Origin of the sequence: Micromonospora sp. U21 (assembly GCF_018070045.1) — a bacterium.
Classification (GTDB): domain Bacteria; phylum Actinomycetota; class Actinomycetes; order Mycobacteriales; family Micromonosporaceae; genus Micromonospora.
The window spans coordinates 139,173-165,541 of the sequence record NZ_JAGPYK010000005.1 but is presented as its reverse complement, the minus strand read 5'-3'; the positions used below and the strand labels follow the sequence as shown (position 1 = coordinate 165,541).

The 26,369-nt window shown below is 69.2% G+C and carries 23 protein-coding genes; 14 read left to right on the top strand and 9 right to left on the bottom strand.

Annotated elements, in window-relative coordinates; translation table 11 throughout:
• Positions 1–39 precede the first annotated feature (39 nt).
• Complete coding sequence (locus KBX63_RS08875) at positions 40–1,206, bottom strand: ThuA domain-containing protein (protein WP_210910499.1); 1,167 nt, start codon at positions 1,204–1,206, stop codon at positions 40–42.
• Between the two features lie 426 nt (positions 1,207–1,632).
• Between KBX63_RS08875 and KBX63_RS08870 the strand changes: the two genes are divergently transcribed.
• From KBX63_RS08870 to KBX63_RS08855, 4 genes are all read left to right on the top strand, one after another.
• Positions 1,633–1,956, top strand: coding sequence for a metalloregulator ArsR/SmtB family transcription factor (locus tag KBX63_RS08870; RefSeq protein WP_307871651.1), 324 nt, complete (start codon positions 1,633–1,635; stop codon positions 1,954–1,956).
• Positions 1,953–2,432: an SRPBCC family protein gene (locus tag KBX63_RS08865; RefSeq protein ID WP_210910497.1), complete on the top strand. Its 480-nt coding sequence runs from the start codon at positions 1,953–1,955 to the stop codon at positions 2,430–2,432. The genes KBX63_RS08870 and KBX63_RS08865 overlap by 4 nt, the downstream gene beginning before the upstream one ends.
• Positions 2,433–2,627: 195 nt before the next feature.
• Positions 2,628–4,787 (top strand): glycogen debranching N-terminal domain-containing protein, encoded by a 2,160-nt coding sequence (locus KBX63_RS08860; protein ID WP_307871650.1) that lies wholly within the window; start codon positions 2,628–2,630, stop codon positions 4,785–4,787.
• Between the two features lie 142 nt (positions 4,788–4,929).
• The gene (locus KBX63_RS08855; RefSeq protein WP_210910496.1) at positions 4,930–5,895 is read left to right on the top strand and encodes a PfkB family carbohydrate kinase; all 966 of its coding nucleotides are present in this window, start codon (positions 4,930–4,932) and stop codon (positions 5,893–5,895) included.
• A gap of 23 nt (positions 5,896–5,918) precedes the next feature.
• Here the strand turns inward: KBX63_RS08855 and KBX63_RS08850 are convergent, their stop codons facing one another.
• Together KBX63_RS08850 and KBX63_RS08845 are read right to left on the bottom strand one after the other, a co-directional pair.
• Complete coding sequence (locus KBX63_RS08850) at positions 5,919–6,359, bottom strand: DUF2267 domain-containing protein (RefSeq protein ID WP_210910495.1); 441 nt, start codon at positions 6,357–6,359, stop codon at positions 5,919–5,921.
• Positions 6,360–6,463: 104 nt separating this feature from the next.
• A complete protein-coding gene (locus KBX63_RS08845; protein WP_210910494.1) occupies positions 6,464–7,060 on the bottom strand; it encodes a helix-turn-helix domain-containing protein in 597 nt (198 codons plus the stop codon).
• Between the two features lie 97 nt (positions 7,061–7,157).
• Here KBX63_RS08845 and KBX63_RS08840 point away from each other — a divergent pair, with 97 nt between their 5' ends.
• The 4 genes from KBX63_RS08840 (at position 7,158) to KBX63_RS08825 (ending at position 11,684) form a co-directional block, all read left to right on the top strand.
• Positions 7,158–7,808: a bifunctional 2-polyprenyl-6-hydroxyphenol methylase/3-demethylubiquinol 3-O-methyltransferase UbiG gene (locus tag KBX63_RS08840; RefSeq protein WP_247661969.1), complete on the top strand. Its 651-nt coding sequence runs from the start codon at positions 7,158–7,160 to the stop codon at positions 7,806–7,808.
• Between the two features lie 242 nt (positions 7,809–8,050).
• Positions 8,051–8,527, top strand: a complete 477-nt coding sequence (locus KBX63_RS08835) for a hypothetical protein (protein WP_210910493.1) — start codon at positions 8,051–8,053, stop codon at positions 8,525–8,527.
• 34 nt (positions 8,528–8,561) lie between these two features.
• On the top strand, positions 8,562–10,376 hold the full coding sequence (locus KBX63_RS08830) for a glycoside hydrolase family 15 protein (RefSeq protein ID WP_210910492.1): 1,815 nt from the start codon (positions 8,562–8,564) through the stop codon (positions 10,374–10,376).
• A gap of 84 nt (positions 10,377–10,460) precedes the next feature.
• Positions 10,461–11,684, top strand: coding sequence for an erythromycin esterase family protein (locus KBX63_RS08825; protein ID WP_210910491.1), 1,224 nt, complete (start codon positions 10,461–10,463; stop codon positions 11,682–11,684).
• Positions 11,685–11,723: 39 nt separating this feature from the next.
• Here the strand turns inward: KBX63_RS08825 and KBX63_RS08820 are convergent, their stop codons facing one another.
• The 3 genes from KBX63_RS08820 to KBX63_RS08810 all read right to left on the bottom strand — a co-directional run bounded on the left by KBX63_RS08820 (position 11,724) and on the right by KBX63_RS08810 (position 15,379).
• Complete coding sequence (locus KBX63_RS08820; protein ID WP_210910490.1) at positions 11,724–12,647, bottom strand: ROK family protein; 924 nt, start codon at positions 12,645–12,647, stop codon at positions 11,724–11,726.
• A gap of 111 nt (positions 12,648–12,758) precedes the next feature.
• Positions 12,759–14,258 (bottom strand): Gfo/Idh/MocA family protein, encoded by a 1,500-nt coding sequence (locus KBX63_RS08815; RefSeq protein WP_210910489.1) that lies wholly within the window; start codon positions 14,256–14,258, stop codon positions 12,759–12,761.
• Between the two features lie 227 nt (positions 14,259–14,485).
• Positions 14,486–15,379, bottom strand: a complete 894-nt coding sequence (locus KBX63_RS08810) for an SIS domain-containing protein (protein ID WP_210910488.1) — start codon at positions 15,377–15,379, stop codon at positions 14,486–14,488.
• A 309-nt stretch (positions 15,380–15,688) separates the two neighbouring features.
• Between KBX63_RS08810 and KBX63_RS08805 the strand changes: the two genes are divergently transcribed.
• Genes KBX63_RS08805 through KBX63_RS08790 form a run of 4 tightly spaced genes read left to right on the top strand, consistent with a single transcriptional unit; the run spans position 15,689 to position 19,620 of the window.
• Complete coding sequence (locus tag KBX63_RS08805) at positions 15,689–16,921, top strand: extracellular solute-binding protein (RefSeq protein ID WP_210910487.1); 1,233 nt, start codon at positions 15,689–15,691, stop codon at positions 16,919–16,921.
• 21 nt (positions 16,922–16,942) lie between these two features.
• Positions 16,943–17,869 (top strand): carbohydrate ABC transporter permease, encoded by a 927-nt coding sequence (locus KBX63_RS08800; RefSeq protein ID WP_210910486.1) that lies wholly within the window; start codon positions 16,943–16,945, stop codon positions 17,867–17,869.
• Between the two features lie 3 nt (positions 17,870–17,872).
• On the top strand, positions 17,873–18,799 hold the full coding sequence (locus KBX63_RS08795) for a carbohydrate ABC transporter permease (protein ID WP_210910485.1): 927 nt from the start codon (positions 17,873–17,875) through the stop codon (positions 18,797–18,799).
• Entirely contained in the window at positions 18,796–19,620 is an 825-nt protein-coding gene (locus tag KBX63_RS08790; protein WP_374102198.1) for a DeoR/GlpR family DNA-binding transcription regulator, read from the top strand. The genes KBX63_RS08795 and KBX63_RS08790 overlap by 4 nt, the downstream gene beginning before the upstream one ends.
• Positions 19,621–19,635: 15 nt before the next feature.
• Here the strand turns inward: KBX63_RS08790 and KBX63_RS08785 are convergent, their stop codons facing one another.
• Both KBX63_RS08785 and KBX63_RS08780 read right to left on the bottom strand, forming a co-directional pair.
• On the bottom strand, positions 19,636–20,469 hold the full coding sequence (locus tag KBX63_RS08785; RefSeq protein ID WP_247661967.1) for a class II fructose-bisphosphate aldolase: 834 nt from the start codon (positions 20,467–20,469) through the stop codon (positions 19,636–19,638).
• A complete protein-coding gene (locus KBX63_RS08780; RefSeq protein WP_210910484.1) occupies positions 20,466–21,419 on the bottom strand; it encodes a 1-phosphofructokinase family hexose kinase in 954 nt (317 codons plus the stop codon). Before KBX63_RS08780 ends, KBX63_RS08785 begins: the two co-directional genes overlap by 4 nt.
• 484 nt (positions 21,420–21,903) lie before the next feature.
• Between KBX63_RS08780 and KBX63_RS08775 the strand changes: the two genes are divergently transcribed.
• A complete protein-coding gene (locus KBX63_RS08775) occupies positions 21,904–24,387 on the top strand; it encodes a M14 family zinc carboxypeptidase (protein WP_210910483.1) in 2,484 nt (827 codons plus the stop codon).
• 227 nt (positions 24,388–24,614) lie between these two features.
• On the opposite strand, the gene KBX63_RS08770 is transcribed toward KBX63_RS08775, so the two are convergent.
• The gene (locus KBX63_RS08770) at positions 24,615–25,637 is read right to left on the bottom strand and encodes an LD-carboxypeptidase (RefSeq protein ID WP_210910482.1); all 1,023 of its coding nucleotides are present in this window, start codon (positions 25,635–25,637) and stop codon (positions 24,615–24,617) included.
• A gap of 145 nt (positions 25,638–25,782) precedes the next feature.
• On the opposite strand from KBX63_RS08770, the gene KBX63_RS08765 reads away from it, so the two are divergent.
• Positions 25,783–26,358 (top strand): DinB family protein, encoded by a 576-nt coding sequence (locus KBX63_RS08765; protein ID WP_210910481.1) that lies wholly within the window; start codon positions 25,783–25,785, stop codon positions 26,356–26,358.
• Positions 26,359–26,369 lie beyond the last annotated feature (11 nt).

Below are 26,369 nucleotides of genomic sequence, written 5' to 3'. Positions count from 1 at the left end.
GTGGCGACGGTGTGGTGGCGCGGACCGGGACGGGCGCGGTCAGCCGGTGACGAGGTCGAACTTCTCCCACTGGCCGATGGCGGTCCGGTTGGCGATCAGGGCAGCGGCGCCCGCGTTCTCCGCCACGACGTACCGGTTGTTCACCAGGGCGCGAAGACTGACCGTGCCGTCGGAGTTGCGGACGAGCTGGAAGGTCTCCCAGGCGCCGGCGGCGGCCCGGTTGGCGATGAGCGCGGCGGCGCCCGCGTTCTCGGCCGCGACGTACATGCCGTTGGCCTTGGCGCGCAGCGCCACGTTGCCGCCGCCGAGGTCGACCAGGTCGAACCGCTCGGTGGCGCCGACGGCGCTCCGGTTGGCGATCAGCGCGGTGGTGGCGTTCGGCGCGCTGACGTACTGGTTGTTGGCCCGGGCGCGCAGGCTGGTGCCGCTGGGTGGCGGGGTCGTACGCGGCGTGCAGTCGGCCGCCACGGCGCCGGCGGCGACCCGCAGGCCACCGAGCAGCATCCGGGTGAAGTTCGGATCGGTGTACGACTCTTCGGTGTGCCCGAGCCCCGTGTACCAGGCTCGTCCGCCGCCGTATGCCCGGCACCACGTGATCGGGTGGTCGCCCATGTTGCCGCCGCTGTACGAGGACTCGTCGAGGCTGGCCAGGACCCGCACGTTCGGCCGGGGGTTGGTGCGGTAGTTGTACCACTCGTCGCTGCGGACCCAGGTGTCGCCCAGGTGGGCGGTGGACGGGTTCGTCCGGTCCTCGACCCGGACGGTGGCGGACTGGATCGCCGGGTGCGAGTCGAACCATGCTCCGACCAGCCCCCCGTACCACGGCCAGCTGTACTCGGTGTCGGCGGCGGCGTGCACACCGACGTACCCGCCGCCGGCGGCGATGTACGACTCGAAGGCCGTCTGCTGGCTGGCGTTGAGGACGTCGCCGGTCGTCGACAGGAAGACCACCGCCTGGTACTGGGCCAGGTTGGCGGTGGTGAACTGGGCGGCGTCCTCGGTCGCGGTCACCGTGAACCCGTTGGCGGTTCCGAGCTGCCGGATGGCGGCGATGCCGTTGGGGATGGACGAGTGGCGGAATCCGGCGGTCTTGCTGAAGACCAGGACCTTGGTCAGGGGTGCTGCCGAGGCCGGGGCCGGCAGGGCTACCAGGGTGGCCAGCAACATGGCCAGGCTGGTGACGAGTGCTAAGGCACGGGAACGCATGCTGTGCTCCTCTGCTGAGCGTCGACCCGGGCGCGCACGCCACTGGCATGCGGGCCCGCCGGGGCCGGGTTGGCGGTGGTACGAAAGCCGGGCCGCCGATGCTCGGCTGAGGCGGTGCAGGGTGGTGCGGTGGGGTCGGGTGCTGCCGGCCGCTGGGATCGCGCCGGACGGGTGGCGGCGCAACGCTGCGCCTCAGGCGGTGCCCGCTCCCGTGGGCCTCGCCGCGATGGCATGGCCGAGAGCGCCCGACCGGCCAGTGTGGACGGTCGGAACGCATCGACTTGTATCGCTGAGGCAGTTAACCTCCGATGTCTGCGCTCCGTCAAGCCCGGCTTTCCGGGCCTCCACGCGACACGCCCGCACCACCCTGAATCGGGCCCACTCGGTGCCTTGACCCGCGCTTCCGTAAGTTGTAGCTTACCGTTCGTGGCTACTTACCGAGCTAGTGATGGCTGGGACGCGCTGGGAGACCCCACCAGGCGCGCCATCGTCGCGTGCCTGGCCGAGCGGCCCCGGGCGGTCGGCGAGCTTGCCGACGGGTTGCCGATCAGCCGGCCGGCGGTGTCCCAGCACCTGAAGGTGCTGAAGGACGCCGGGCTGGTCACCGACCGCGCAGCGGGCGCGCGCCGGGTCTATCGGCTCAATCCGGCGGGCGTGGCCGCGCTGCGAGATCAGCTGGAGACGTTCTGGAACCGGGCACTGGACAGCTATCAGGACGTCGTCGAAGAACCGACCGAGGAGGACCAATGACCCAGGCAGCCGCCGTGGTGATCCGACAGATCGTCGTCGAGGCGTCGATCGCACGAGCCTTCACCGTGTTCACCGAGCGGTTCGGCGACTTCAAGCCGCCCGAGCACAACCTGCTCGGCTTACCGATCGCCGAAACCGTGTTCGAACCGAAGGTTGGCGGCCACATCTACGACCGGGCCGCCGACGGCAGCGAGTGCCGCTGGGCGCGGGTGCTCGCCTACGAACCGCCGCACCGCCTCGTGTTCAGCTGGGACATCAGCCCGCAATGGCAGGTCGAGACCGAGCCGGAGAACACCAGCGAGGTCGAGGTCCGGTTCGTCGCCGAGACCCCGCAGCGCACCAGGGTCGAGCTGGAGCACCGCCACATCGACCGGCACGGCCCGGGATGGCAGTCCGTCAGCGACGGCGTCTCCCACGACGAAGGGTGGCCGCTGTACCTCACCCGATACGCCGCCCTGCTCACCCAGGACAGCTGAACCGAACAGTCGCGCCCGTACCACCCGTACCGGCACACGACAGTCGCATTCGCGCACCCCGGACCGGCAGCGAACGCGCCGGGATGACTTGCGTGTGGCCGGGAACCCGGTGGAGAGATCGGGCGGCGCTCGGCGGCGGTCATCAGCCGCGGGCAACACCCGCGCGGGCAGGCAGCACAACCTGAGGAGGTGTGGGTGACCGCGACATCACGGCGGCCAACGCCTGCGGATCCCCGGCCGGACACGTCGATGGGGCGCCGGGTGTCCAGCGGCGCTTCTCGGGACCTGCCTCCGGAGCTGGGGCCCGACGCCGTCGGTGTGCTGGAGGGCCGCACGTTCATGTTCTCCGACGCCGCGGGAAACGTGCCGAAGGGCTCGATCGGCGGTCTCGTCCACGACGACACCCGGTTCCTCGACCAGTGGGAGCTGACCATCGACGACGCCCCGCTGCTGGTGCTCTCCTCCGGGACCGTCGACGCCTACTCGGCGGCGTTCTTCCTGGCGAATGCCGACCTGCCCCACCTGTCCGCGAACCGGGTCGGCGTACGGCGGCAGCGCTTCGTCGGCGACGGCCTCTACGAGCGCGTCGAACTTCGCTATTTCGGCATCGAGCCGACGTCGATCCGACTGCGCCTGGCGGTCGGGACCGACTTCGCCGACCTGTTCGAGATCAAGGAGTCCGGCCGCGACCGCACCGCGGACATCACCCGCCAGGACGGACCCGACGGCTCGGCACTCGCGTTCCACTACCGCAACGGCAGCTACGCCGCCTCCGTACACATCGAGGCCAACCCGCCGGCCGACCTGGTCGACGGCGACGCCCTGGTGTGGGACCTGCGCCTCGAGCGGGGACAGCAGTGGAGCTGTGAGTTGAGTGTGCCGCTGCGCTGCGGCGAGGAGAACCGCCGGCCCGTGGTGCGCGGGTTCGGCGAGGCGTTCGATCACGGGCCGGAGGACCCGTCGACGCGATGGGCGGCCGAGAAGCCGCATCTGCACGCGGAGACGGATCTACTGCGCGACGTCTACCACAGGTCGGCGATCGATCTGGTGTCCATGCGACTCGAGAAGACCATCGCCGGCGAACCGGTCGTCCTCCTCTCCGCGGGACTGCCGTGGTTTCTCACCACCTTCGGCCGCGACACGCTGATCACCGCCTACCAGACCATGACCTGCGGCTCGGAGGTTGCCCGGGGAGCACTGATCGTGCTGGCCAGACACCAGGCCACGGTGTTCGACGACTTCACCGACCAGGAGCCGGGCAAGATCTTCCACGAGTACCGCTCGGGTGAGCTCAGCCAGCTCGGCGTCAAGCCCTACCGCCCCTACTACGGTGGCGCCGACACCACGGCACTCTGGCTGGTCCTCCTGTCCGAGTACTGGCGGTGGACCCGCGACGCCCAGCTGGTGCGCCGGCTGCGCGAGAACGCCGAGGCCGCGCTGCGATGGATCGACCACCACGGTGACCGCGATGGCGACGGCTACGTCGAGTACGCCACCCGCTCCACGCAGGGCCTTGGTAACCAGTGCTGGCGCGACTCCCCCGACGGTGTGCAGTACGCCGACGGGACGATTCCCGTCCTCCCGATCGCCACCTGTGAGACACAGGGCTACACCTACGACGGGAAACTGCGCATGGCGGAACTCGCCGACGGGCCATGGCACGACCCCGCGATGGCTCACCGCCTACGCGCCGAGGCCGCGGGGCTGCGCGAGAGGTTCAACCGGGACTACTGGATCCCCGAACGGGGCGGCTACTACGCCATCGGCCTGGACGGCGACAAAAGGCCCATCGACTCGATGACCTCCAACATGGGTCACCTGCTGTGGAGCGGCATCGTCCCCGACGACCGTGCCGGACAGCTCGCGCGGCAGCTCATGTCTCCGGAGATGTTCTCCGGCTGGGGCGTACGCACCCTGTCGACCCTCGACGTCGGCTACAACCCGATCGGCTACCACGTCGGCACGGTCTGGCCGCACGACAACTCCATCATCGCCGCCGGGCTGGCCCGTTACGGCTACCGGGAGGAAGCGAACCGGATCGCGATGGCGATGCTGGAGGCCTCCCAGCACTCCGATCACCGGCTACCCGAGGCGTTCTCCGGCTACGACCGGTCCTTCGGTCGTCAGCCCGTGCCGTACCCCACCGCCTGCAACCCGCAGGCCTGGGCCAGCGGGGCGCCATTGCTGTTTCTGCGCACGATGCTCGGCCTCGAACCGGGCGAGGACGGCCTCCTCGCCGACGCCCACGTTCCCGACGACCTCGGACGGATCGGCCTGCACCGTGTGCCGGTGGCCGGCCGACATTGGACTGTCGACGCCACAGGTTCCGATTGTCGGGTCTCGCCCGCCGACTAGAACCGCATCGGTCCGGCCGGTCTGACCGGTCACGTCCCCGTCCCCGGGCCATCGTGGTGGCGCACCACGGCGACGGTCAGCCTCCGTTCCACTCGGTTTCGCCGAACCGGTAGTCGTGTCCGGTACCGGGTAGAACAGCGACATGAGCAGTCCCCGCGCGGTGGTGATCGGCCAACTCGCCCGCGATCTCGTCCTTCAGCTCGACCAGTGGCCGGAGGTCGGCCACGCGGCCGACGTCGGGGGGCGGCGCGAGATGCTGGGCGGCAAGGGCGCCAACCAGGCGGTAGCACTCGCCCAGCTCGGCGTGACGGTGGCGCTGGTCGCGGTGGCGGGCGACGACGACATCGGCGACAGCCTGCTCGCGCAGGCCACCCGGGACGGGGTGGACGTCACACAGGTGGTCCGCCGACCGGACACATCCACTGGGCTGATCGTGGAGGCGCTCGACGGGGCCGGGCGGTGGCGGTACCTGCAACACCTGCCCAACGAGGTGCTCCTCACCGCGACCGACGTCGAAGCCTCCGCGGAGCTGCTACGCGCCGCGGACGCCGTACTCGTGCAGTTGCAGCAGCCGCCCGCGGCTACCCTCGGCGCCGCGCGCCTGGCCCACGACGCTGGTCGGCTTGTGGTGGTCGACGGTGCACCGGCCAGCGAGAGCGACCGTCCGGCGTTGCTCGCCGTGGCCGACGTCGTCCGCACCGACGCCCACGAAACACGCCTGTGGACCGCAGCGCCCACCGACGACATCGACCGGGTGCTGACCGCGGCCGGCGACATCCTGGCAGCCGGGCCGCGGCTGCTCGCCTTCGGCGTGAACGCCGGGAACCTCTTCGCCTGGCGCGACCAGCGGTGGGGCGACGGGCACCTGCTCGTCCCCCTGACCGATCAGAAGGTGGTGGACACCACCGGCGCCGGCGATGCCCTCGTCGCCGCGTTGACCGCGGCGCTACTGCGCGGCGACCCGCCGCCGACCGCCGCCCGGCACGCCGTCGCCGCCGCCGGGGCAACCGTCGGGCATCCGGGCGGCCGGCCGAGCCTGAGCCAGGACGCGCTGCGCGCCGGGCTGGGCGACGTTGCGGCGAAGGCGACCACGTCGACAAGCCGGTGAGAGCCGCATGGGCACGCGCTCAATCAGTCGGGTAGCCGGCCGCGACTGCCCGAACGAACCATCTGACGCAGATCTGCCGGCAGCGCCGACTGGAGGCGGTCCATGATCCGACCCTGCGTGGCCTCGTCGACGACTTCGAACACGACACGGGCGGCATAAGCGGCCTGAGGCGGATCCATGCCTGCCCGGTCCGCGACCCGAGCGACGAACGCATCGCGGTCGAACCGAACTCCGGAGCTTGGCGCGGGCGCCGCCTGCCGCAGGTACTCGCCGATCTCCTGAGGCAGCTCCGCGGCCAGGTTGTCGGCCAGCCCTTCAGGAACCCGCTCGCCCAGAGTCTGCAACGTCCCCCGGATCGCCGAGGTCGCCTCCCCGATGTCCGCCAGTCGGGCCCTGGCCTGCACCTGCCCGACGAATTCGTGATGCTGCACGACGCCACCTCCTCTGTTCCGGCTGTCCGGCATGTCGCAATGTCCGTGGTCAAGCCTTTACCGGCCGCCTACCCGAGGGGCACGGACCTACACACGGAGCGCCGCCGTCGAGACGCCCGCCACGCAGCCGTACACCCTTACTCGGACGGGCCCGATCTTGGCGCTGCGCGGACGTGCGCGCGTTCGCCCTGTTTGCCGATCAGGCTGAGGTACTCGACGGGACCGGAACTGGTGGAGCCGAACCAGTGCGGGGTGCGGGTGTCGAACTCCGCGGCTTCTCCGGGTCTGAGGATGAGCGTGTGCTCGCCGAGGACCAGGCGCAGCGTGCCGTTGAGGACGTAGACCCAGTCGTAGCCCTCGTGGGTGCGCAGGTCGGGTTCGCGGTCGTCAGCCCCGGTCGGGAGGACGAACTTGTAGGCCTGGATGCCTCCGGGCCTGCGGGTCAGCGGCAGGACCGTCGACCCGTCACTGCACGCGACGGGGCGCAGGTTGATGCGGGGATCACCGGTAGGCGGCGCGTCGACGAGCTCGTCGAGAGTGACGCCGTAGGCGCGAGCGAGCGGGAGGAGCTGCTCGAGCGTGGGGCGACGCAGGCCCGCCTCGAGCCTGGACAGCGTGCTGGCGGAGATGCCGGTTTCCCCCGCGAGGTCGGTGAGCGTGATGTCGCGGCGGAGCCGCAGGTGCTTCAGCCTCGGCCCGACGGCGTCGAGCGTGCGGTCCAGGTCCGTGTCCATGCCCCCAATTTTGCCATTCGGCAAGAAGTTTTGCGTATCGGTTCGTCGCCGGTCACAGTCGGCAGCAACACACGAAGTCGGTGAAGGGGCAGGTCAGATGGCCGAGCAGGCGATGACGCACGGGTTCGACAAGGACTACTGGGAGCGGCACTGGCACCAGGCGCACCGCGACGGACCCGCAGCGGTGGCCGGGAGTGCCCCGCATCCGTATCTCGCCCGCGAGACCGGCAGCCTGGTGCCGGGCACGGCGTTGGATGCCGGGTGCGGCGCCGGCGCCGAGGCGATCTGGCTCGCCTCGCACGGCTGGCATGTCACCGCAGTCGACATCGCCCCGGAAGTCCTCGCCCGCGCCGCCGAGGCCGCGACGAACAGCGGAATGTTCGAGCGCGTGCAGTGGGTTGAGGCGGACCTGACCGTCTGGGACCCGGGCACGCGGTTCGACCTGGTCACGACGCACTACGCGCACCCCGCGATTCCGCAACTGGCCTTCTATGACCGCATCTCCGGATGGGTGGCGCCCGGCGGCACCCTGCTGATCGTCGGGCACCTGCACACCTCGGGAGCCACCGGGCACGGGCACCACCCTCCAGCCGAGGCATCGGTCACCCTCGCGGACATCACCGCGGGCCTGGACAACACCACGTGGGAGATCACCACCGCCGAAGAGCACGTCCGCACGGTCACCGGCCCCGGCGGCCAGGCGGTCCCTCTGCACGACGTCGTCGTGCGCGCTACACGACGCCCCTGAGCACACCATTTCCTCCAGCCGGTGGGGGCCGTCCTGGCGCCGGTCGCATCTCGGCGAGAACACATCTCGTCACAGTTCAGTGGCTTATGGTGAAAAGCCGGTACGGCCACAGTCGTCCGATTTGATGCCACGCGGGCGTCAGATCAGGACCAGGGACCTGCACGTTGTTCAGCCAGAGGACGGACCGATGACCGAGAGAACGTCGCGGTGCCGCGTGCCGCGCGACGTTCAGCGCTGCTGAGATGGACTGGGCCGGATGGGCGTTGTTCGGGTTGGTCGCCACCGCGGTGCTCACCGCAGTGCTGATCACTGCTCAACTGGCCGGCCTCACTCGCCTCGACTTTCCCCTGGTACTCGGGACCCTCGTCACCGAGGATCCCGACCGGGCCCGGGTCGTCGGGTTCTTCATGCACCTCTGCGCCGGTCAGGGCTTCGCCCTCGGCTACGCGGCCACGTTCGCCCTGCTGCACCGCGCCACCTGGTGGATCGGGGCGCTGCTCGGGACCATCCACGTCGGGGTTGCGCTGACGCTGCTCCTGCCGCTACTGCCGGGTGTCCACCCGCGCATGGCCTCCCAGCGGGCGGGCCCGGCCAGCAGGGCCGTGCTGGAGCCGCCCGGTCTGTTCGCCGTCAACTACGGCATCCAGACTCCCGCGGTCGTGGCTGTCGTCCACGTCCTCTACGGGGTGGTCCTCGGGCTGCTCCTACAGGCCAAGTGACCCGCGTCGCACGACTCCTCAGGGAGCGATCTCCATGACCGGTGGGTACGACACGACGTGTCCCCGGCCCCCGGCGGCGATCAGCGACTATGGATTGCTGGGTGATACACGCACCGCTGCCCTCGTCGCCGGTGACGGCGGGATCGACTGGCTCTGCGTGCCCCGCTTCGACGGCGAGCCCCTGTTCGGCCGGCTGATCGGGGGCCCCGACGCGGGAACGTTCCGGGTCGGCCCGGCCCGACCGGCTACGGTCGTCGAACGGCGCTACCGGCAGTACACCGCCACCCTGGAGACGACGTGGGCGGTGGGCAGCAGCCGGCTCACCCTCACCGAGGGCATGGTGGCCGAGGTGACCGGTCGCCTGCTGCCCACGACACTGATCGTGCGGCGTCTGTCGACCGATGAGGCAGCCGTCGACGCCGTCGTCGAGTTCGACCCCCGCTTCGGCGTACGGCACCGCCGGCCCCGAATCCACCAACGGCGCGAGGCCCTGGTGTGTCAGTGGGGTTCACTGGCGGTTTCTCTGGGCAGCGCACCCACGCTGGATATCGAACCAGGTCGGCCTACCTTGATCACGGTCAGGCCGGGCCGTCCGGTCACACTCGTGCTGGCCGTGGCCCACCGCGAACCGCTGATCCACGTCGAGCCGGCATCGGCCTGGCAACTGCTGACCGAGGACGAGGACCGCTGGCGGGCCTGGACCGTCGACATCGACAGGTCACTGCCCTTCCGGGAACACGTCGTACGAAGCCTGCTGACCCTGCGGCTGCTGACCTACTCGCCCTCACGAGCCCCGGTGGCCGCACCCACAACGTCTCTGCCCGAGGATGCCGGCGGGGTGCGGAATTGGGACTACCGCTATGTCTGGCCCCGCGACGCCAGCATCGGCGTCAGTGCCTTCCTCAGCGTCGGCAAAGCCGACGAGGCCCGCGGCTTCCTCGCGTGGCTGCTGCACGCCAGCCGGCTGCAGAGGCCACGCCTGCCGGCACTGCTCACCCTGTACGGGCGTCATGTACCAGCAGAACGGGAGGTGCCCGGCTGGCCCGGCTATCTCGGCAGCGTCCCGGTACGGATCGGCAACAGCGCCGCCGGGCAACACCAGCTCGACGGTTACGGCTGGGTGACCGACGCCGCCTGGGCGTTCGCACAGGCTGGGCACCGCCTCTCCAGCGAGACGTGGCGGGCGGTGCGCGGCTTCGCCGACGTGGTCACCCGTTGCTGGCAGGAGCCCGACGCCGGCATCTGGGAGGTCCGCGAACCGGCCCAACACGTACACTCCAAGCTCATGGGCTGGCTCGCGCTGGACCGAGCCCTGCGCATCGCCGACACTCACCCCCTGGCGGACCGTCAACGTCGCCGCTGGCAGAAGGCACGAGATGCCATCGCCGCCGAGGTCCGGACATCCGGCTTCAACCCGACGACGGGCAGCTACGTCCGCCGCTACGGCTCGGAGGGCCTCGACGCGGCGCTGCTCGTCCTGCCGCTGCTGAACATCGACAGCGTCGATTCGCCCCGTGTGCACGGCACCATCGACGCCATTCGGGACACGCTCTCCGCTGGCGGTCCGCTGCTCTACCGCTATCCGCCCGGGCGTGACGGCTTCCCCGGCACCGAGGGCGCGTTCCTGCCCTGCTCATTCTGGCTCGTTCAGGCCCTCGCCCGCACCGGGCGCCGCACCGAGGCGGTCGAGCTTTTCCAGACCATGCTCGACCACGCCAGCCCACTCGGCCTCTACGCCGAGGAGCTGGACCCCGCAACCGGCGCCCACCTCGGCAACTACCCCCAGACACTGACCCACGCCGCGCTCGTCCAAGCCGCGCTCGCCATCCGGGACGCCCCCACCAGCTAACGACCGCTTTGAAGGTTTCACCTCATCGTCCTGCTGATATCGACGGAAAGCCTCCACCGTTGGTTCAGCGATACGGTTTAGGGCATGACTGCTGGTATCACAGACGCCGCCCACGTCGTCGACGCTCGTACCGTCATGGCGTTGCTCGCGGCCACGCCGCGGCTGCTTGCCCTGGGCGAGCCCACCCATGGCGAAGGCGATCTCCTCGAGCTGCGGAACGATCTTTTCCAGCAACTCGTCGAACAGGAGGGCTACCGGACGTTCGCCATCGAGAGCGACTGCGTGCTGGGCCTGGTCGTGGACGACTACGTCACCTCGGGCAATGGCATCCTCGACGAGGTCATGGAGCGCGGCTTCAGCCACCAGTGGGGCGCCTTCGCCGCCAACCGTGAGCTGGTGCGCTGGATGCGCGCGTACAACGACGGCCGGCCCGCGTCACAGCACCTGCGCTTCGCCGGTTTCGACGGCCCGCTGGAGATAACCGGCGCCGCGAGCCCCCGGCAGGCCCTCACCGCGCTCCACTCCTACCTCACCACCTGGGTCGACCCCGACCTGCTTCCCTGCACCGAGCAGACGCTCGACCAACTGCTCGGCGGCGACGACCGGTGGACCAACCCCGCCGCCATGATGGACCCGTCCCGGTCCGTGGGGCAGACGCCCGACGCCACACAGCTGCGGCTGCTCGCCGACGAGCTGGTGGCGCTGCTCGACGCGCAGACGCCACGCCTGATCACGGCGTCCTCACGGGAGTACTGGCACCGGGCACGCCTGTACGGGCGCACCGCCATCGGCCTGCTGCGCTACCACTTCGGGATGGCCGACACGTCATCCAGCCGCATGGCGAGGCTGCTCGGCGTACGCGATTCAATGATGGCCGCCAACCTGCTCGCCATCGCGGAGCGGGGCCCGGCGCTGGTGAACGCCCACAACGGCCACCTCCAGCGGGACATGAGCACGATGCGGATGGGCGATCTGCCGGTGAAATGGTGGAGCGCCGGCGCGATCGTCAGCGCCCACCTGGGCGAGGCGTACGCGTTCCTCGCCACAGCCCTCGGCACGATCCGCCACCAGGGCGTGGACGTCCCGGCTCCGGACACCATCGAGGGTCTGCTGTACGCGCTCCCGCAGGAACGTTGCTTCGTCGACGCCCGCAGACTGGCCACTGCCCTCGCCAACGTGACGCCCGCTGCCCGGGTCTCTCCCTGGTTCGGTTACTCCCCGCTTGATCCGGCCAACGTGGCCAGCACCGACGGGATCGTCTTCGTCAAGGATGCCCGGCGGAGCCAGGCTCCCCAACATGCTGGATGACCCCGGTCGGGTTGACCATCCTGCCGCTGATCCGTTCGGTCACGACACTTCCATGCGATCGAGCGCGAGCAGGGCGGCGCCGAGGCGGCCAGCCCCGTCGCCGAGCGCGGCCCGCACCAGCCGCGGCTCCCGGTGAAACGCGAGCCGCCCGCGCAACGCCGCCCGGAGCGGATCGATCAACCCGGCCCCGGCCTCGGCGAGCCCGCCGCCGATCACCATCACCTCCGCATCGTAGAGCGACTGTCCGGTGAGGAGCCCGTCGGCGAGCGCGTCGACCGTGTCGCGCCACACCTGCCCAGCGAGTTCCTCCCCGGCGGCGGCCCGCGCGGCGACGTCAGCCGCGGTGGCGGGCGTACCGGCCAGTTCCGCGTAACGCCGGCCGACCGCGGCCGCCGAAGCGACCGCCTCCAAACAGCCGAGCCGGCCGCAGCCGCAGCGCGGCCCACCGGGACGGACCACGATGTGACCGAGTTCGCCAGCGGCGCCGTGGGCGCCCGCGTAGGCCGACCCGCCGACCACGTGAGCGGCGGCGATGCCGGTGCCTATCGCGACGAAGAGCACGTGCCGGCTACCCCGCCCGGCGCCGAGCCGGGCCTCGGCCACGCCGCCCACCCGAACGTCGTGCCCGAGCGCCACAGGCAGCCCGAGCCGCGCGACGGCGAGGTCCCGCAACGGTACGTCCCGGAAGCCGACGTTCGCCGACCAGACCGCCACGCCGGCCACCTCGTCGATCACTCCGGGCACCGCGATGCCCACCGCCACCGGCGTCAACCCATCGGTGCGGGCCTTGCCAGCCAGCCCTCCGGCGACGGACAGGACGGTCTCCACGACCGCCTCCGGACCCCGATGAGCGCCGGTGGCGTGCCGTTCGGTGTGATGGCTGGTCCCATCCGCCCGGACCAGCGCGGCCTTGATGCCTGTACCGCCCAGGTCCAACGCGACGACCACCGCGTCCTCGCTCACCGCTTCCCCTCGCCACACTCGCACCTGAGGCTGCTGGTCCGGGCACCGGGTCGGGCACGGACAATACCGTTCGTGCCCGACCCCGGAGGTCAGCTCAGCCCGCGTTCGTGCCTACCGGCGCGGCCGGCCGTTGCCGTCCAGCCACGGGTCCTCCGGCCGCGGACGGTCGAACGTGGGGCGCGCCTGCGTCCAGTGGCCGCGCGTGAAGTCGGGCACCTTGACCGACTTGAAACCCTTGCCCTTCAGCGACTCGTGGCTGAGCGGGATCACCGAGCACCACGCCGCCGAGTCGTAGACGTCGATGTCCGGGGTCATGCCCAGGCGCATCAGCTGGACCATCCGGAAGATGGAGATGAAGTCGCCGCCGCCGTGCCCACCGTACTGGCTGGCCAGGTCCTGCAGGGCCGGCCAGATCCAGTGGTCGTGCTGGTTCATGATCGTGCTGAAGGCACTGCCGGTCCGCCACGCGTGGTTCGTGTGACCGAGTGACTCCAGGTAGATCCGGGCGTTGTCCAGTTCCAGTGAACCCCGGGTCCCGGTGAGCGTGGTCTCCCGGCTGTACGGGTGGGGCGAGTTCACGTCGTGCTCGACCCGGATGAACCGGTCGTTGACGGTCTTGATGAAGACCTGCTTGCGGTCCCCGGAGATGTAGGGATCGTCGTCCCAGGACGGGTGGTCCGCGCCGACCCGCGGGTCCTCCTCGCGGAACAGGGCCAGCGCCTTGGGTCGGGAGGCGACCGCGACCAGTTCGTCGAAGCGGTCGCCGCGGTTGATGTCCAGGCAGGCCGAGACCGGCCCGAGCCCGTGCATCGGGTAGTGGGCGGCGTTCATCCGGGTCTGCCAGCGCCGCCGCCAGTGCTCCGGGTGGTAGGCACCCCCGAAGGTGTACGGCCAGCGCAGGTCGTGGACGTAGCCACCGGAGGCGTGCTGCAACTCGCCGAAAAGCCCCGCCTTGGCCATGTTGAACATCTGCATCTCGGGGCGGAAGTAGTTCACGTTCTCCAGCAGCATGCAGTGCTTGCCGGTGCGCTCGGACGTGCGGACAAGGTCCCAGATGTCGTCCAGGTACGGCGCGATGGGCAGCTCGATGGCAACGTGCTTGCCGTGCTCCATGGCCGCCTTGGCCATCGGGTGGTGCCACTCCCACGGCGTGGCGATATAGATCAGGTCGATATCGTCGCGGCGGACGAGCCGCTCGAAGTCCTCCTCGCCGTTGGAGTAGCCGACCGGCTCCTTGTCCTGGAAGCCCTGGTCCATGATCCGGCTGATGGTTTCCGCGACGTGGTCGGGCCGGATGTCGCAGACCGCGGTGATCGTGGAGACGGCGGCCCACCGCATGGCCTGGTCTCCGCCGCGGTTGCCAAGGCCGATGATGCCGACGCGCACCTCGTCGAAGCCCTCGAAGGGCACGTTGACCATGGACTTCTCTTTGCCCTTGATCCGGGCAGGTTCGGCCGCGGGTGCCGCACTGGCCGCCGCTCCCGGAAGCAGGGCACCGCCCAGTCCGGCCGCGGCGCCCAGCGCGCCCACGCCCTTCAGGACGTTACGACGCGACGGGTGGGACCCGGCTGCCGCGGTGGACTCGTTCGGGATGGCTTCGTTGGGACTCACGTGGATCAGCTCCTCTGCGGGAATGTGACGCGTCACGCGAAATTTCAAGCAGTATTGGTCACTCCACTTGCGAGCGCAATGGCCGATCGGAAATCTTTTGCTTGAATCTGATCGTTTGACGCATGATCCTGGCACACTTGCTTAACCCTGCTGGGCCGACGCGAGGCAGTCAGCGCCGGGCCACCTGACCCGGCCACCGGCGGCACCCTGGCCCGGGTGTCGAGCGGTCAGCCGTCGAGGATGACCGACCGGGTCAGGTTGCGCGGCTGGTCGGGGTCGAGCCCTGCTGCCCGAGCTCGCAGCGAACACAACTGGTGGACGCGGACCAGATCGGCGAGCGGGTCCACGTCGGACCACTCGAAGTGTCCGCCGGTGGCGCGGACCTGATCCGGCAGGCCGACGGGGACCTCTCCGAACGCCCAGACGACCCGGCCGGGCGCGGTGATGCTGAGCGGACCGTGCCGGTACTCCATGGCCGGGTAGGACTCGGTCCACAGCTGGGTCGTTTCGCGTAGCTTCAGGGCCGCCTCGTGTGCGAGCCCGACCGTCCAGCCGCGTCCGAGGAAGGTGATCTGGTCGGCCGACGCGGCCGGGCTCGTCGCGTCGCCGCCACGGTCGAGAATCTGTCGTGCCTGGTCGGCGACCGGACGCAGGTCGTGACCGAGGGCCGCCCGCAACAGCGCGAGGGTGGTCGTCGCGAAGCGGGTCTGTACGACCGAACGCTCGTCGACGTCGCCGAGCACGACCGGACGGGCCAGGCTCACCGCCGGGGACGTCGCGTCGGCGGTGATGACGGTGGCCGGCGTGCCGTCCCGGCGCAGCTTGAGGACGTCGAGCACCTCGGTCGTGGTGCCCGAGCGTGTTATGCACAACACCCGGTCGTAGCCACGGCCGAGCTGGTGTTCACTGGCCGGCCACGCGTCGGTGATGCCCTCGCCGGCGCTCTCGCGCAGGGCCGCGTAGGCCTGGGCGATGAACAGCGACGTTCCACATCCGAGCACCGCGACTCGCTCGCCAGGCTGCGGAAGGTCCATCGCCACGGAGGGCAGCACGTCCAGGACACCGAGCCAGTCATCCGGCTGGGTCTTGATCTCGGCCGCCAGGAAGGTTCCGTCACTCATCGGGTGCCTCGTCCTCATGGTTCATGCGAGCGGGTCTAAAGCGACTCCAGAATGGAGCGCTCTGCTCGAATCTGTCAACAAGGCCGTGGAACCGGTCAGGAACATGCATCGGGACGGGGAGAGGCCGCGCGCTATCTGAGCAGCGGTTACAGCGAAGGGCCTTGACGTTGCTCGCGGCGGCACCGCAGAATCCCTCCAAGCGACGGCATGATCGTGCACGGTTCCGAAGAGAACCAGTCAGGAACGATCACAACAAGCCAGGATTCCGATCACGACTTTGGCGATGTCCTTGCGCCGGTGGAGGCGGATATGAAGAGATTCGTGCGTTCGTGGGCAGCCGTAGCGGTTGCCGGCCTGACGCTGACGGGCTGCGGCTTCGGCGGCGGTGACGGTCAGAGTGAGGGCGGCAGCACGCTGTCGTTCCTGGTGCCCAGCTACAGCGACGGCACCAAGTCGCTCTGGGAGGGCATCATCGCCGACTTTGAGACGGCCCACTCGGACGTCAACGTGGAGCTGGAGATCCAGTCCTGGGACAACATCAACGACGTCGTCCGTACCAAGGTCCAGTCGAACGCGGCACCGGACATCCTCAACATCGACGCCTTCTCGGGCTTCGCGGCGGACGACCTGTTGTACCCCGCCGACGAAGTGGTCTCGGCGAACACCGTGGCGGACTTCCAGCAGTCCTTCGCGGACAACGCCTCGATCGACGGCACCATGTACGGCCTGCCACTGATCGCGTCGGCCCGAACCATGTTCTACAACACCGAGCTGTTGGAGCGGGCCGGCGTCGCGGCACCGCCGAAGACGTGGGACCAGCTGCTCGACGCGGCGAAGAAGGTGGCCGGTCTCGGCGACGGCGTCTACGGCTACGGCATGCCGCTGGGCAGCGAGGAGGCCCAAGGAGAGACTTCGATCTGGACCTTCGGCAACGGCGGATCGTGGACCAACGGGTCGACCATCGCGGTCAACACCCCCGCGAACCTCGAAGCCGTCACGTTCATGAAGCGGATGATCGACGAGAAGGCCACCCAGCCCGACCCCGGAGCATCCGACCGGACCCCGATGCTCGACGTGTTCATCCAGGGCAAGATCGGCATGGTGGTGGCGCTCCCGCCCACCGTCGGGCAGATCGCGGAGAAGAACCCGAGCCTCAAGTACGCGAGCGCGCCCATCCCCACCAGGGACGGTCAGCCGATGACCCTCGGGGTCGCCGACCACCTGATGGCGTTCAAGAACAAGGGTGACAAGCAGGAAGCGGTCAAGACCTTCCTGGACTACGTGTTCAGCGCACCGGTCTACACGAAGTTCGTCGACACCGAGGGGTTCCTGCCCACCACCAAGTCCGGTGCGGCGGCGCTGGCGGGCAAGAAGGAGATCGCGAGTTTCCTCGAGGTCCTGCCGAGCGCCCGCTTCTACCCCAGCACGAACCCGCAATGGGCGACCACCCAGGGCGCGATGCAGAGCCTGATGGGACAGATCGGGCAGGGCAAGGAGCCCCGGGCGGTGCTGGATGAAATCCAGGCCAAGGCCAACGGCTAGAGCCTGCGCGGTTCACACATGATGACCAACAAACTCATGGAAGTGCCGGCACCCGCGATCTCGGCGCGTCGTCAGGCACGCCGGGACCTGGTGGCCGCACTTCCATGGCTGTTGCCGGCGCTGACGCTGATTGTCACCATCGTCCTGTTCCCGGCCGGCTATCTGGTCTGGACCTCGACCCGGGACGTGTCGGTGGTCGGAGTGGACCGTGGCCCGGCCGGATTCGACAACTATGTGACGCTGTTCGACTCCCCCGCATTGGGCAGGGTGCTGCTCAACACCGCGATCTGGGTGGTCGGCGTCGTCGTGGTGACGCTGCTCGTCTCTATGGCGCTCGCGCAGTTCCTGGACAAGGCCTTCCCTGGACGCCGACTGGTTCGACTCGCGGTCATCGTCCCGTGGGCGGCCAGTGTCGTGATGACGGCCACCGTCTTCTACTACGGACTCGATCCCTACTACGGCGTCATGAACCAGTTCCTGGTCGACGTCGGGATCTTGGACACCGGGTTCGGCTTCACCCGACAGCCGGTGCCGGCCTTCCTGGTGGCCATGGGAGTGGCGGTGTTCGTCTCGCTGCCGTTCACCACGTACACGATCCTCGCCGGGCTGCAGATGGTGCCGCGCGAGGTGGTGGAAGCCGCCTCAGTGGACGGCGCCGGACCGGTGCGGACGTACTGGAGCGTGATCTTCCCGGTCCTGCGGCCAGCGATCGCCGTCGCCGTGCTGATCAACATCATCAACGTCTTCAACTCGTTGCCCATCCTTCGCACGCTGACCGGCAGCATTCCCGGGTACGACGCGGACACCACCACCACGTTGATCTTCAAATACATCCAGCAGGACCGCCAGGTCGAGACGGCGAGCGCACTGAGTGTCGTGAACTTCGTCATCGTCCTCGCGGTCATCGGTATCTACCTCCGGGTTGTCCGGCCGATGAGGGACGAGTGAGCCTTGGCGACGACGACAACCACATCTCAGGGCGATGAGCGTGCCAAGAAGTCGGTGCGCGCCGGCGGAGACAACGGTCGCACCCGAAGTCGTGGCGGGCAGCGCCGCGGCGGCCGCCGATGGTTGATGGCATTGGCCGGCGCGGTGGTGGCGTTGTTCTTCCTGGCGCCCTACCTGGTGATGTTGATCGGCTCGTTCAAGCGGCACTCGGAGATCCTGCGTATTCCGGCCACATACGTGCCGACCGAATGGGTGCCCTCGAACTACGCGTCGATGTGGTCCACGCCGGAGACGCCGCTCGCCTACAACCTCGTCTCCACCATTGTCATTTCGGCTTGTGGGACACTGCTGGTCCTGGTGGTGGCCATGCCGGCCGCCTATTACACGGCCAAGCACCGCTTTCCCGGACGACTGGCGTTCCTGCTCCTGGTGCTGGTGACCCAGATGCTCCAGCCGACCGTACTCGCGGCGGGACTGTTCCGGCAGTTCCTCGCGATCGGCATCGACGACACCTGGCTCGCTATGATCCTCGTCAACGGCGCGTTCAACCTCAGCTTCGCGGTGTGGATCATGCACAGCTTCTTCGCCGGGGTGCCCAAGGAGATAGACGAGGCGGCAATGATCGACGGTGCCAGCAAACTGCAGACGCTGCGGCGGGTAACCCTGCCGGTGGTCTGGCCGGGCATCGTCACCGCGATCATCTTCACGTTCGTCGCGTGCTGGAACGAGTTCGCGGCCAGCCTCGTCATCTTGACCACGGCGGAGAACCAGCCGCTGACCGTCGCCATCACAAAATTCGTCGGTCAGTACGATTCGGCGTGGCAATACGTCTTCGGAGTCTCTATCGTCGGCATCGTGCCCGTGATCATTCTCTTCGCGTTGGTTGAAAAGCGCCTGGTGGCAGGCCTCACGGCGGGGGCCGTCAAGTGAGCACGGTCGAGGCCGCCACCGACCGGGCGGACGGCCGAGACCGCCCCCAGCGCCTGCAGGCGCTGCTCGACATCCTGGGTGCGCGCGGCAGGCTGTCCGTCGCCGAGGCGGCCAGTGCCCTGCAGGTCTCCGAGGCGACGGTCCGCCGGGACTTCACCACCCTGGCGGAGCAACAGTTGGCGGCTCGGACGCACGGCGGGGTCGTGGCCACGTCCGTCTCGTACGACCTGCCGGTCCGCTACCGGGGCCGGGGCGACAACGGCGCCAAGGAACGCATCGCCGCGATCGCCTGCGAGCTCGTCGAACTGGGCGACGTGGTCGCGTTCAACGGTGGCACCACCACGTCCGCGACGGCCCGACGCCTCGCCGCGCGGGTCGACCTCGCCCAGGCCGTTCAGCGGCCGGCCGTGACGGTGGTGACGAACGCACTCAACATCGCCACGGAGATGGTGCTGCGACGCCACGTCCGTACCGTCATCCTCGGCGGCGTGGCACTGCCCCAGTCGTACGAGCTGACCGGGCCGCTGGCCACGATGGTCCTGAACGAGCTGTGGCTCGACGTGCTGATCCTCGGGGTCGACGCGTTCTCCCCCGACGGCGGCACGTCCTGTCACGACGAGGGCGAGGCCGGCATCGACGCGACGATGGTCCGGCGGTCCCGTCGGGTCGTCGTCGTGGCCGGCTCGGAGAAGCTGGGCCGGCACTCCTTTGCCCGGATCTGCGACGTCAACGCGGTGGACACCCTGGTGACCGACGACGGCGCGGACGCGAAGGTCGTCGCCGACCTGCGCGCCGCCGGGGTCAACGTGCTGCTGGCCTGAGGCCGGCCCGGGACGTCACGGGGCGAGCAGGGTGACCAGATGGGCGACCTGCCCGGCCACCGCGTCCCTGCCCGGACCGAGGTACCTCCGCGGGTCGACCAGGTCCTCGTCGGCGGCGAGCGCACGCCGGACCGCACCCGTCAGGGCCGCATTGAGATGGGTCGCGATGTTGATCTTCGACATCCCGTGCGCGACTGCCGACCGCAGGCCCGCCTCGGAGACCCCGGAAGAGCCGTGCAGGACCAGCGGCACCGGCACCTTCGCCGCGATCGCCGCGATCAGTTCGTCATCGAGGACCGCGTCACGGACCAGCATCGCGTGCGAGGAGCCGACCGCGACCGCGAGCGCGTCGACGCCGGTGGCGGCGACGAAGGCGACCGCATCGTCCGGATCGGTCCGTACGCCGGGCTTGTGCGCGCCGTCCTTGCCCCCGATCTCACCGAGTTCGGCTTCGACCCAGACCCCGCGCGAATGACACCAGGCGGTGAGTTCCGCGGTCAGGGCGACGTTCTTCTCGTACGAGTACCCGGACGCGTCGACCATCACCGAGGGCACGCCGAGTTCGACCGCCTGCTCAACGAGCTCACGCTGGGTGGCGTGATCCAGGTGTACGCAGACCGGCACGGACGCTTCCGCCGCGATCCGGAGGCAGGCCAGCGCCAGCGGTGCCAGACTGCCGTGGTAGCGGGCCGTGTTCTCCGACAGCTGCAGCACGACAGGGCGTACCGCGCGTTCGGCGCCGGCCACGATGCCCTCGGCGTGCTCAAGCTGGATGACGTTGAACGCCCCGACGGCCCGGCGGTCCCGCGCTGCCGGGATGACGAGTTCCGCCATCGAAGCCAGAGTCATACTTCCTCCACTTTCACCTGATCCCGCCAGCGCCGGTAGGCACGGACGTCTACCTCACCGGCGACCGGACGCAGCACCGCTGCCGACGACAGCGCCACCGCGTCGACGAGCAGGCCGCGCCAGTCGACGGCGTCCAGCGACCCGGCGGCCGCGAGTTGCCGGGCGACGGCCGCGCAGGCCGCGTCGCCGGCGCCGGTCGCGTTCCCCTGGATCCGCTCCGGCGGCGCGGCCAGGATGGCCAGATCCGGTCGTACCACAGCCATCCCGTCGGCGCCCAGGGTCAGCACGACCGCGGGGACCCGGCCGGCGGGGGGCAGCAGCCGGCGGGCCGCACGCACGGCCTCGGCCGGCGTCGAGGGCAGGTGAGCAACCAACTCGGCCAGCTCGTCCGCGTTCGGCATCAGCACCGCCCCGCCAGCAGCCGTCGCCGCCTGCAGCGCCGGGCCGCTGACGTCCACGACGGACGGCACTCCGGCGGCCACTGCCGCGCCGACCAAGCGAGCCGGAAGCCCCGGGTCCACGCCGGGTGGCAGGCTGCCGGAGACGACCAGCGCGTCGGCACCGGCCAGGAGTTCGCTCACGTGCCGGGTCAGGGCGTCGGCGGCGGCCGGCGGATCCACCGGTGCATAGCCAGGCTCCCACAGCGACGTCGTCACTCCGTTGGTCTCCTGTACGACCAGCGTGCGCCGGACGTCCGGCAGCACGTCGAGCAGGTCGGACGGCACGCCGGCCCGGTCGAGAGCGGCCTGCAGGGCCACGCCCCCCGGGCCGCCGCACATGCCGGTGACGATGACCCGCTCCCCCAGGTCGTGCAGCACCCGGCCGACGTTGACGGCCTTGCCACCGGGGCGCTCGCTGACGGTTCGCACCCGCTGCACCTGGCCCCGGTGCAGTTCCCCCAGCCCGTAGGTCACGTCGAGCGCCGGGTTCGGCGCAACGGCGAGAATCACGTTTCCCGCTCGGTCATCGCGACTCCTCGTCAGGGGTTGACGCCGGCAGTTCAGCATGGAGTTTCGTGCTCGATATTAACAAGAAGCTGTCGCTATCGCGCACCCCCGCCCGTCCGGTCGCCAATCTCCGACCGGTTGATCCCCGACAGACACAGGCCGGATGGTGGCAGCCCATGAAGGAACACAAGCCCGACCCACCACAGTCCACACAGGACCGGTTCGACCGTCGGCAGCCGAGGTTGGACGGCCAACTCAAGCATTGCTCAAGATCCGGGTCACGCGACCTGTCGATGTGAAGAATTCGCATACACTCACCCCGCTCGGCTCGCTCACAGCCCCGCACGCTCCTTCTCACGACGGCGACCGTCGCCGTACCCAGGCTCACCGTGGGTGAGCTCAGCATGGCTGTCCTAACGGACCGGTCCGGCCCGCTCGTGGGCCGGCCCCGGCATCAACCACAGGCCGCAAACAGAAGGAGGGAAGCATGCAACGCGGACGACCGCGCATCGCGCTTCTCGCGCTGCCCGCCCTGGTGGCGAGCGTCCTCATCGTGCCCGCGCCCGTGCCCGCAGGGGCGGATCCCGCGGGGTCCACAGCCACGGCGGGTTCGCAGCGATCCCACCTCGAGGACCGGGAGTTGGTACGCCTCGTACGCATCCAGCTGACCGGCGCCAACATGCTGGACAAGGTGGTCGCCGCCGGCTTCGACCTCGAGCACGGCCTCAGGCGCGTCCCCCGCGGCATCGAAGGCGAGGCGGTGGTGACCGCCGAGCAGATCGCCGAACTCGAGGCGATGGGCGTCGAAATCCTCGGCGAAGACGAAGGCTTCACCTGGAGCGAAGAGGCCGACGGCGGCATCCAAGCCTTCCGTACGCAGGCTGCCCAGCCGCTCAGCCACGAGGAGACGGTACGGATCGTCCGCGCTGACTGGTTCACCACGAAGGGCCAGGGTTTCCTCTACGTGGAGGCGCGGACCACCGAAGGGCAGCAGGCGGACCCGATCGTCACGATGCAGCTGGAGAACGACTCAGGCCGGCGTACGCCGTTCGGCTTCGCCCGGACGATGAGCCGGTTCGTCGACTCCGGGCAGTACATGTTCCACCGGAATCTGTTCAAGCTCGACGCGCGCCCGAACCAGATCCGGGTCACGAGCTCGACCGGCGGCGTCGTCACCGGTGACGTCTCCGACTGGCTCGAGGACGCTCCGCCGCCGCTGACGGAGAATCGTGGCTACAAGTCGGACTTCGTCGACGGCTACCGGAACCCGCAGCAGCTCTACAGCCGCGCCAAGGAGATCGCCCGGCAGTACCCGGACATCGCCGAGATCGTCTACCTGCCGAACCAGACGAATGGCTACCAGCGCAAGGCGCAGGCCACGATCGGCGGTACCGGGCAGTCTGCGGTCGTCGTCAGCTCGGCGGCGTGGGGCCACGAGGGCGGCAACGACATCACCGTCGAGTTCGTGGACCGGCCGGGTGCGGACCTCCCGCTCAGCGTCGAGGTGGCGGGCAAGGCGGTCCGCGTCCTCCTCGCGAAGGACGCCTCCGCCGGGGTCGCGAGTACGGCTACCGAGGTGGCTGCGGCGCTGGAGACCCGGTCCCAGGGCCTCATCGACCGGGCGCACCCGTACCGGACCAACACGGGCACCGGCATCGTCGCGCCGACGTCCGGCCCGGTCGCTCTGACCGACTTCCTGGACCAGAAGCGCGTCGGCGCACCGGAGGGCGAGGTGCCGCGCGGCCCGGTCACGATCCCCGTTCTGCGGATCGGTAAGCATCGCGACGGCAGGAACCCCGGTGTCCTGATCCAGGCGCAGGACCACGCCCGCGAGTGGGTGCCCGCGACAACCTCGCTGGAGTCGGCCGAGCGTCTGGTGCACAACTACAGGTCCGACAAGGAGACCAAGAAGATCGTCGAGGGCACCGACGTCTTCTTCATTCTGTCCAACAACCCGGATGGGGCGAACTACAGCTTCTACAACTTCGCCTCACAGCGCCGGAACATGACGAACCACTGCCCGGACGAGAACGCCGATCCGGCCCGGCGTGACTCCTGGGGCGTCGACCTGAACCGGAACTACCGGGTCGGGTCGGGTCACGACGGCTACGCGGGTGCGTCGACCAGCTGTGTCAGCAACACCTACCAGGGACCGGAGAAGCTGTCCGAACCTGAGTCGGAGAACATCATCTGGCTGGTCGAGAAGTACTCGAACATCAAGTTCATGATGTCGGTGCACTCCAACGGCGGCCAGCTGTTCTGGCAGCCCGGTGCCTACATCGCGGACGGGCGGATCACCACACCGCGCCCGCCGCTGGGTGACGAGGCGTTCTACTGGCAGTCGGCCGGCCGGATCCTGTCGCAGGTCAAGGCGCACAGGGAGACCGTCGTCACGCCGGAGAACGTCGGCGGCTCGTCGGACGTCCTCTACTCCTCCGCGGGCAACGTGCGCGAGGACCTGTACCACACCTACGGGATCTACGCCTTCGGCTGGGAGGTCGGCGGCTCGGTCTACAACCCTGCCACCGGCAACTGGCAGGGCGGCTCGTTCCAGCCGGTGTGGGAGGGCGATCCCAACCTCGTCAGCGGCCACGCCGAGACGATGGAGTACGCCAACGGGATCATGGAGATGTTCCGGGTCGCGGCGGACTGGGGCAAGGACAAGAAGGACCCGACGTCCAAGCTCGTTCCCGGCGGCGGGAAATACTCCAAGCCCGTCGACGTGCGCTTCGAGACGAGCGAGCCGGCCACCATCTACTACACGACGGACGGCAGCCGGCCCACACTCCAGTCGCCACGCTACGAAGCGACCGAGTTCCGGGAGCCGGGCGAGGTGTTCCACGTGACCGAGACGACGACGTACCACTGGTTCTCGGTCGATGCGGCGGGCAACATCGAACAGAACTACGACCCGACGAAGAACGACAAGCGCAACAACTACCGCAAGGCGACGATCACGATCCGCAAGTAGGCGCCCATCTGGTCCGGGCGGCATCGCGGGTCAGTTGTGTGAGCCCGGTTGCATCAGATTGGTCCGCCGGTGCAGGTTCTCCTCGGAGAACCTGCACCGGCGGACCTCGCACTGGGCCTTCAACCTGTGGATCCGCGGGTCGTCAGTTCCCTGCGAACCAGCATCCTCTGCGGTGCTGGATGCTCGCGCAGCGTACGACGCACGGAAGCGGGCAGGACCCGCGTTGCTCAGCCGACCGGTCCCGTTGTCGCGTGCGGCCGTACCGCCGGCTCGAGGAGCGACAATGTTCGCTGCTGCGCATCGAGGCTGACGCGGATGCCAACCGGCATCGGCAGATTCGGGCCGGCGTGTCCAAACTCAACGTTGCCCAGGACCGGGATGTCACGGTCGCCCAGGACGTCGAGGACAATCTCGGGCAGGGTCGGGGACGCGTCGGGCGCGCCGAGCCCGTCGATCGCGTACGGGACGCCCACGACCATGCCGGAGATCCGATCGAGGATGCCGCAGTGCCGCAGCACCTGCAGATCGCTCCACACCCACGACGCGTAGCCGCCCATCTCCTCCCAGAACAGCACCGCGCCGTCGAACCATTCGAGCGGCAGCGCGTACCGCGTCGCCTGCGCCCGCATGATGCGATTGAGCACCCCGCCGATCAGCCGGCCTTCGGCACGACCGGCACGCCAGCACTCCCACGACCGGGTGGCCGGCAGCGCACCGATCGCCTCCGTACCGGTCAGCAACGTCGAGTAGAGCTTTTCAAGTTCCGCTCGGCGCGCCGCGGGCACAGCCTGCCACGCCCCGCCGAGTCCCGGCGTGGCCAGGTCGGCATGGAACCCGACCAGACCCGTGCGTGCATAGAGCACCAGATGCAGCAGCGAGACGTCGCTGTAGCCGAGGATCGGTTTGGGGTCGGCAGCGATCGCCTCAACGTCGATCAGGTCGAGGTAGCCGAGCGCCGTCTGGCCGCCGTCATGCGCGATGATGGCGCGCACCTCAGGATCACGCAGAAGAGCATTGAATTCCCTGCCGATCTCCGCCGGCGTAGCGGCGCTCCACCAATGGTGCCGCCCTGCTAGGAGTAGCGGTGCCCGACGCACGCGGAACCCCATCCGCTCGAGCACGACTATCGCCTGCTCGAGGTCGGGCTCGTAAGCGGCATGCAACGGCCCGGACAGCGATGCGACAACGACGAGATCTCCGGGCCTCAGGGCACGAGGTCGAAGCAGTCGAGGCAGTGCAGAACCGGTCACCGGCGCAGTGTCCCCACACGGGCAACAACCCGCTACACATTTACCGATCGACCGCCCAGCAGGCCTGGGGCGTGTCCTGCCGATCATGAGCTCGGTGGATCGTCCGGGGCAGCGCCGACACCCAACCAGATGCCATAGTGCCGCGATGAAGGCAGACCTACACAGTTACTTGAAGGGCGGCCGCGACGCGCTGCTGTGGAAGCTCGACGGGCTCGGCGAATACGATATTCGGCGGCCGTTGACCCGGACGGCAACCAACCTGCTCGGTCTGGTGAAGCACTCGGCGGCCATGGAGATCCTCTACTTCGGCGTCGTGTTCGGCCGGGCGTTCGAGCAGGAACTGCCGTACGTCGGCGACGGAGCGGAGACCAATGCCGACATGTGGGCGACCGCGGATGAGGCCCGCGAGGAGATCGTCGCACTGTACCGTCGCGCGATCGCCCACGCCGACAGCACCATTGAAGCTCTTGCACTGGATGAGGTCGGCCGTGTGCCGTGGTGGGGCGATGGAGCGGTCACGTTGCACCACGTCCTGGTTCACGTCATCGCGGAAACACAACGGCACGCGGGCCACGCTGACATCGTGCGCGAACTCATCGACGGCGCGGCCGGGCTGCTGCCCAGGAACGACAACCTGCCCCCCGCCGACGAGTCATGGTGGCTGGACTACCGCCAGCGAGTGGAGCAGGCTGCCCTCGACGCCAGCAAACGGAGTAACTAGGGCCTGTGTCG

Excerpts from the sequence above, each read along its gene's own strand:
- KBX63_RS08850 (WP_210910495.1), bottom strand. The coding sequence starts at position 6,359 with ATGCCGGACAGCCGGAACAGAGGAGGTGGCGTCGTGCAGCATCACGAA.
- KBX63_RS08830 (WP_210910492.1), top strand. The coding sequence starts at position 8,562 with ATGACCGGTGGGTACGACACGACGTGTCCCCGGCCCCCGGCGGCGATC.
- KBX63_RS08805 (WP_210910487.1), top strand. The coding sequence starts at position 15,689 with ATGAAGAGATTCGTGCGTTCGTGGGCAGCCGTAGCGGTTGCCGGCCTG.
- KBX63_RS08800 (WP_210910486.1), top strand. The coding sequence starts at position 16,943 with ATGACCAACAAACTCATGGAAGTGCCGGCACCCGCGATCTCGGCGCGT.
- KBX63_RS08810 (WP_210910488.1), bottom strand. The coding sequence starts at position 15,379 with ATGAGTGACGGAACCTTCCTGGCGGCCGAGATCAAGACCCAGCCGGAT.
- KBX63_RS08765 (WP_210910481.1), top strand. The coding sequence starts at position 25,783 with ATGAAGGCAGACCTACACAGTTACTTGAAGGGCGGCCGCGACGCGCTG.
- KBX63_RS08845 (WP_210910494.1), bottom strand. The coding sequence starts at position 7,060 with ATGGACACGGACCTGGACCGCACGCTCGACGCCGTCGGGCCGAGGCTG.
- KBX63_RS08835 (WP_210910493.1), top strand. The coding sequence starts at position 8,051 with ATGGACTGGGCCGGATGGGCGTTGTTCGGGTTGGTCGCCACCGCGGTG.
- KBX63_RS08865 (WP_210910497.1), top strand. The coding sequence starts at position 1,953 with ATGACCCAGGCAGCCGCCGTGGTGATCCGACAGATCGTCGTCGAGGCG.
- KBX63_RS08785 (WP_247661967.1), bottom strand. The coding sequence starts at position 20,469 with ATGACTCTGGCTTCGATGGCGGAACTCGTCATCCCGGCAGCGCGGGAC.
- KBX63_RS08840 (WP_247661969.1), top strand. The coding sequence starts at position 7,158 with ATGGCCGAGCAGGCGATGACGCACGGGTTCGACAAGGACTACTGGGAG.
- KBX63_RS08875 (WP_210910499.1), bottom strand. The coding sequence starts at position 1,206 with ATGCGTTCCCGTGCCTTAGCACTCGTCACCAGCCTGGCCATGTTGCTG.
- KBX63_RS08825 (WP_210910491.1), top strand. The coding sequence starts at position 10,461 with ATGACTGCTGGTATCACAGACGCCGCCCACGTCGTCGACGCTCGTACC.
- KBX63_RS08855 (WP_210910496.1), top strand. The coding sequence starts at position 4,930 with ATGAGCAGTCCCCGCGCGGTGGTGATCGGCCAACTCGCCCGCGATCTC.
- KBX63_RS08775 (WP_210910483.1), top strand. The coding sequence starts at position 21,904 with ATGCAACGCGGACGACCGCGCATCGCGCTTCTCGCGCTGCCCGCCCTG.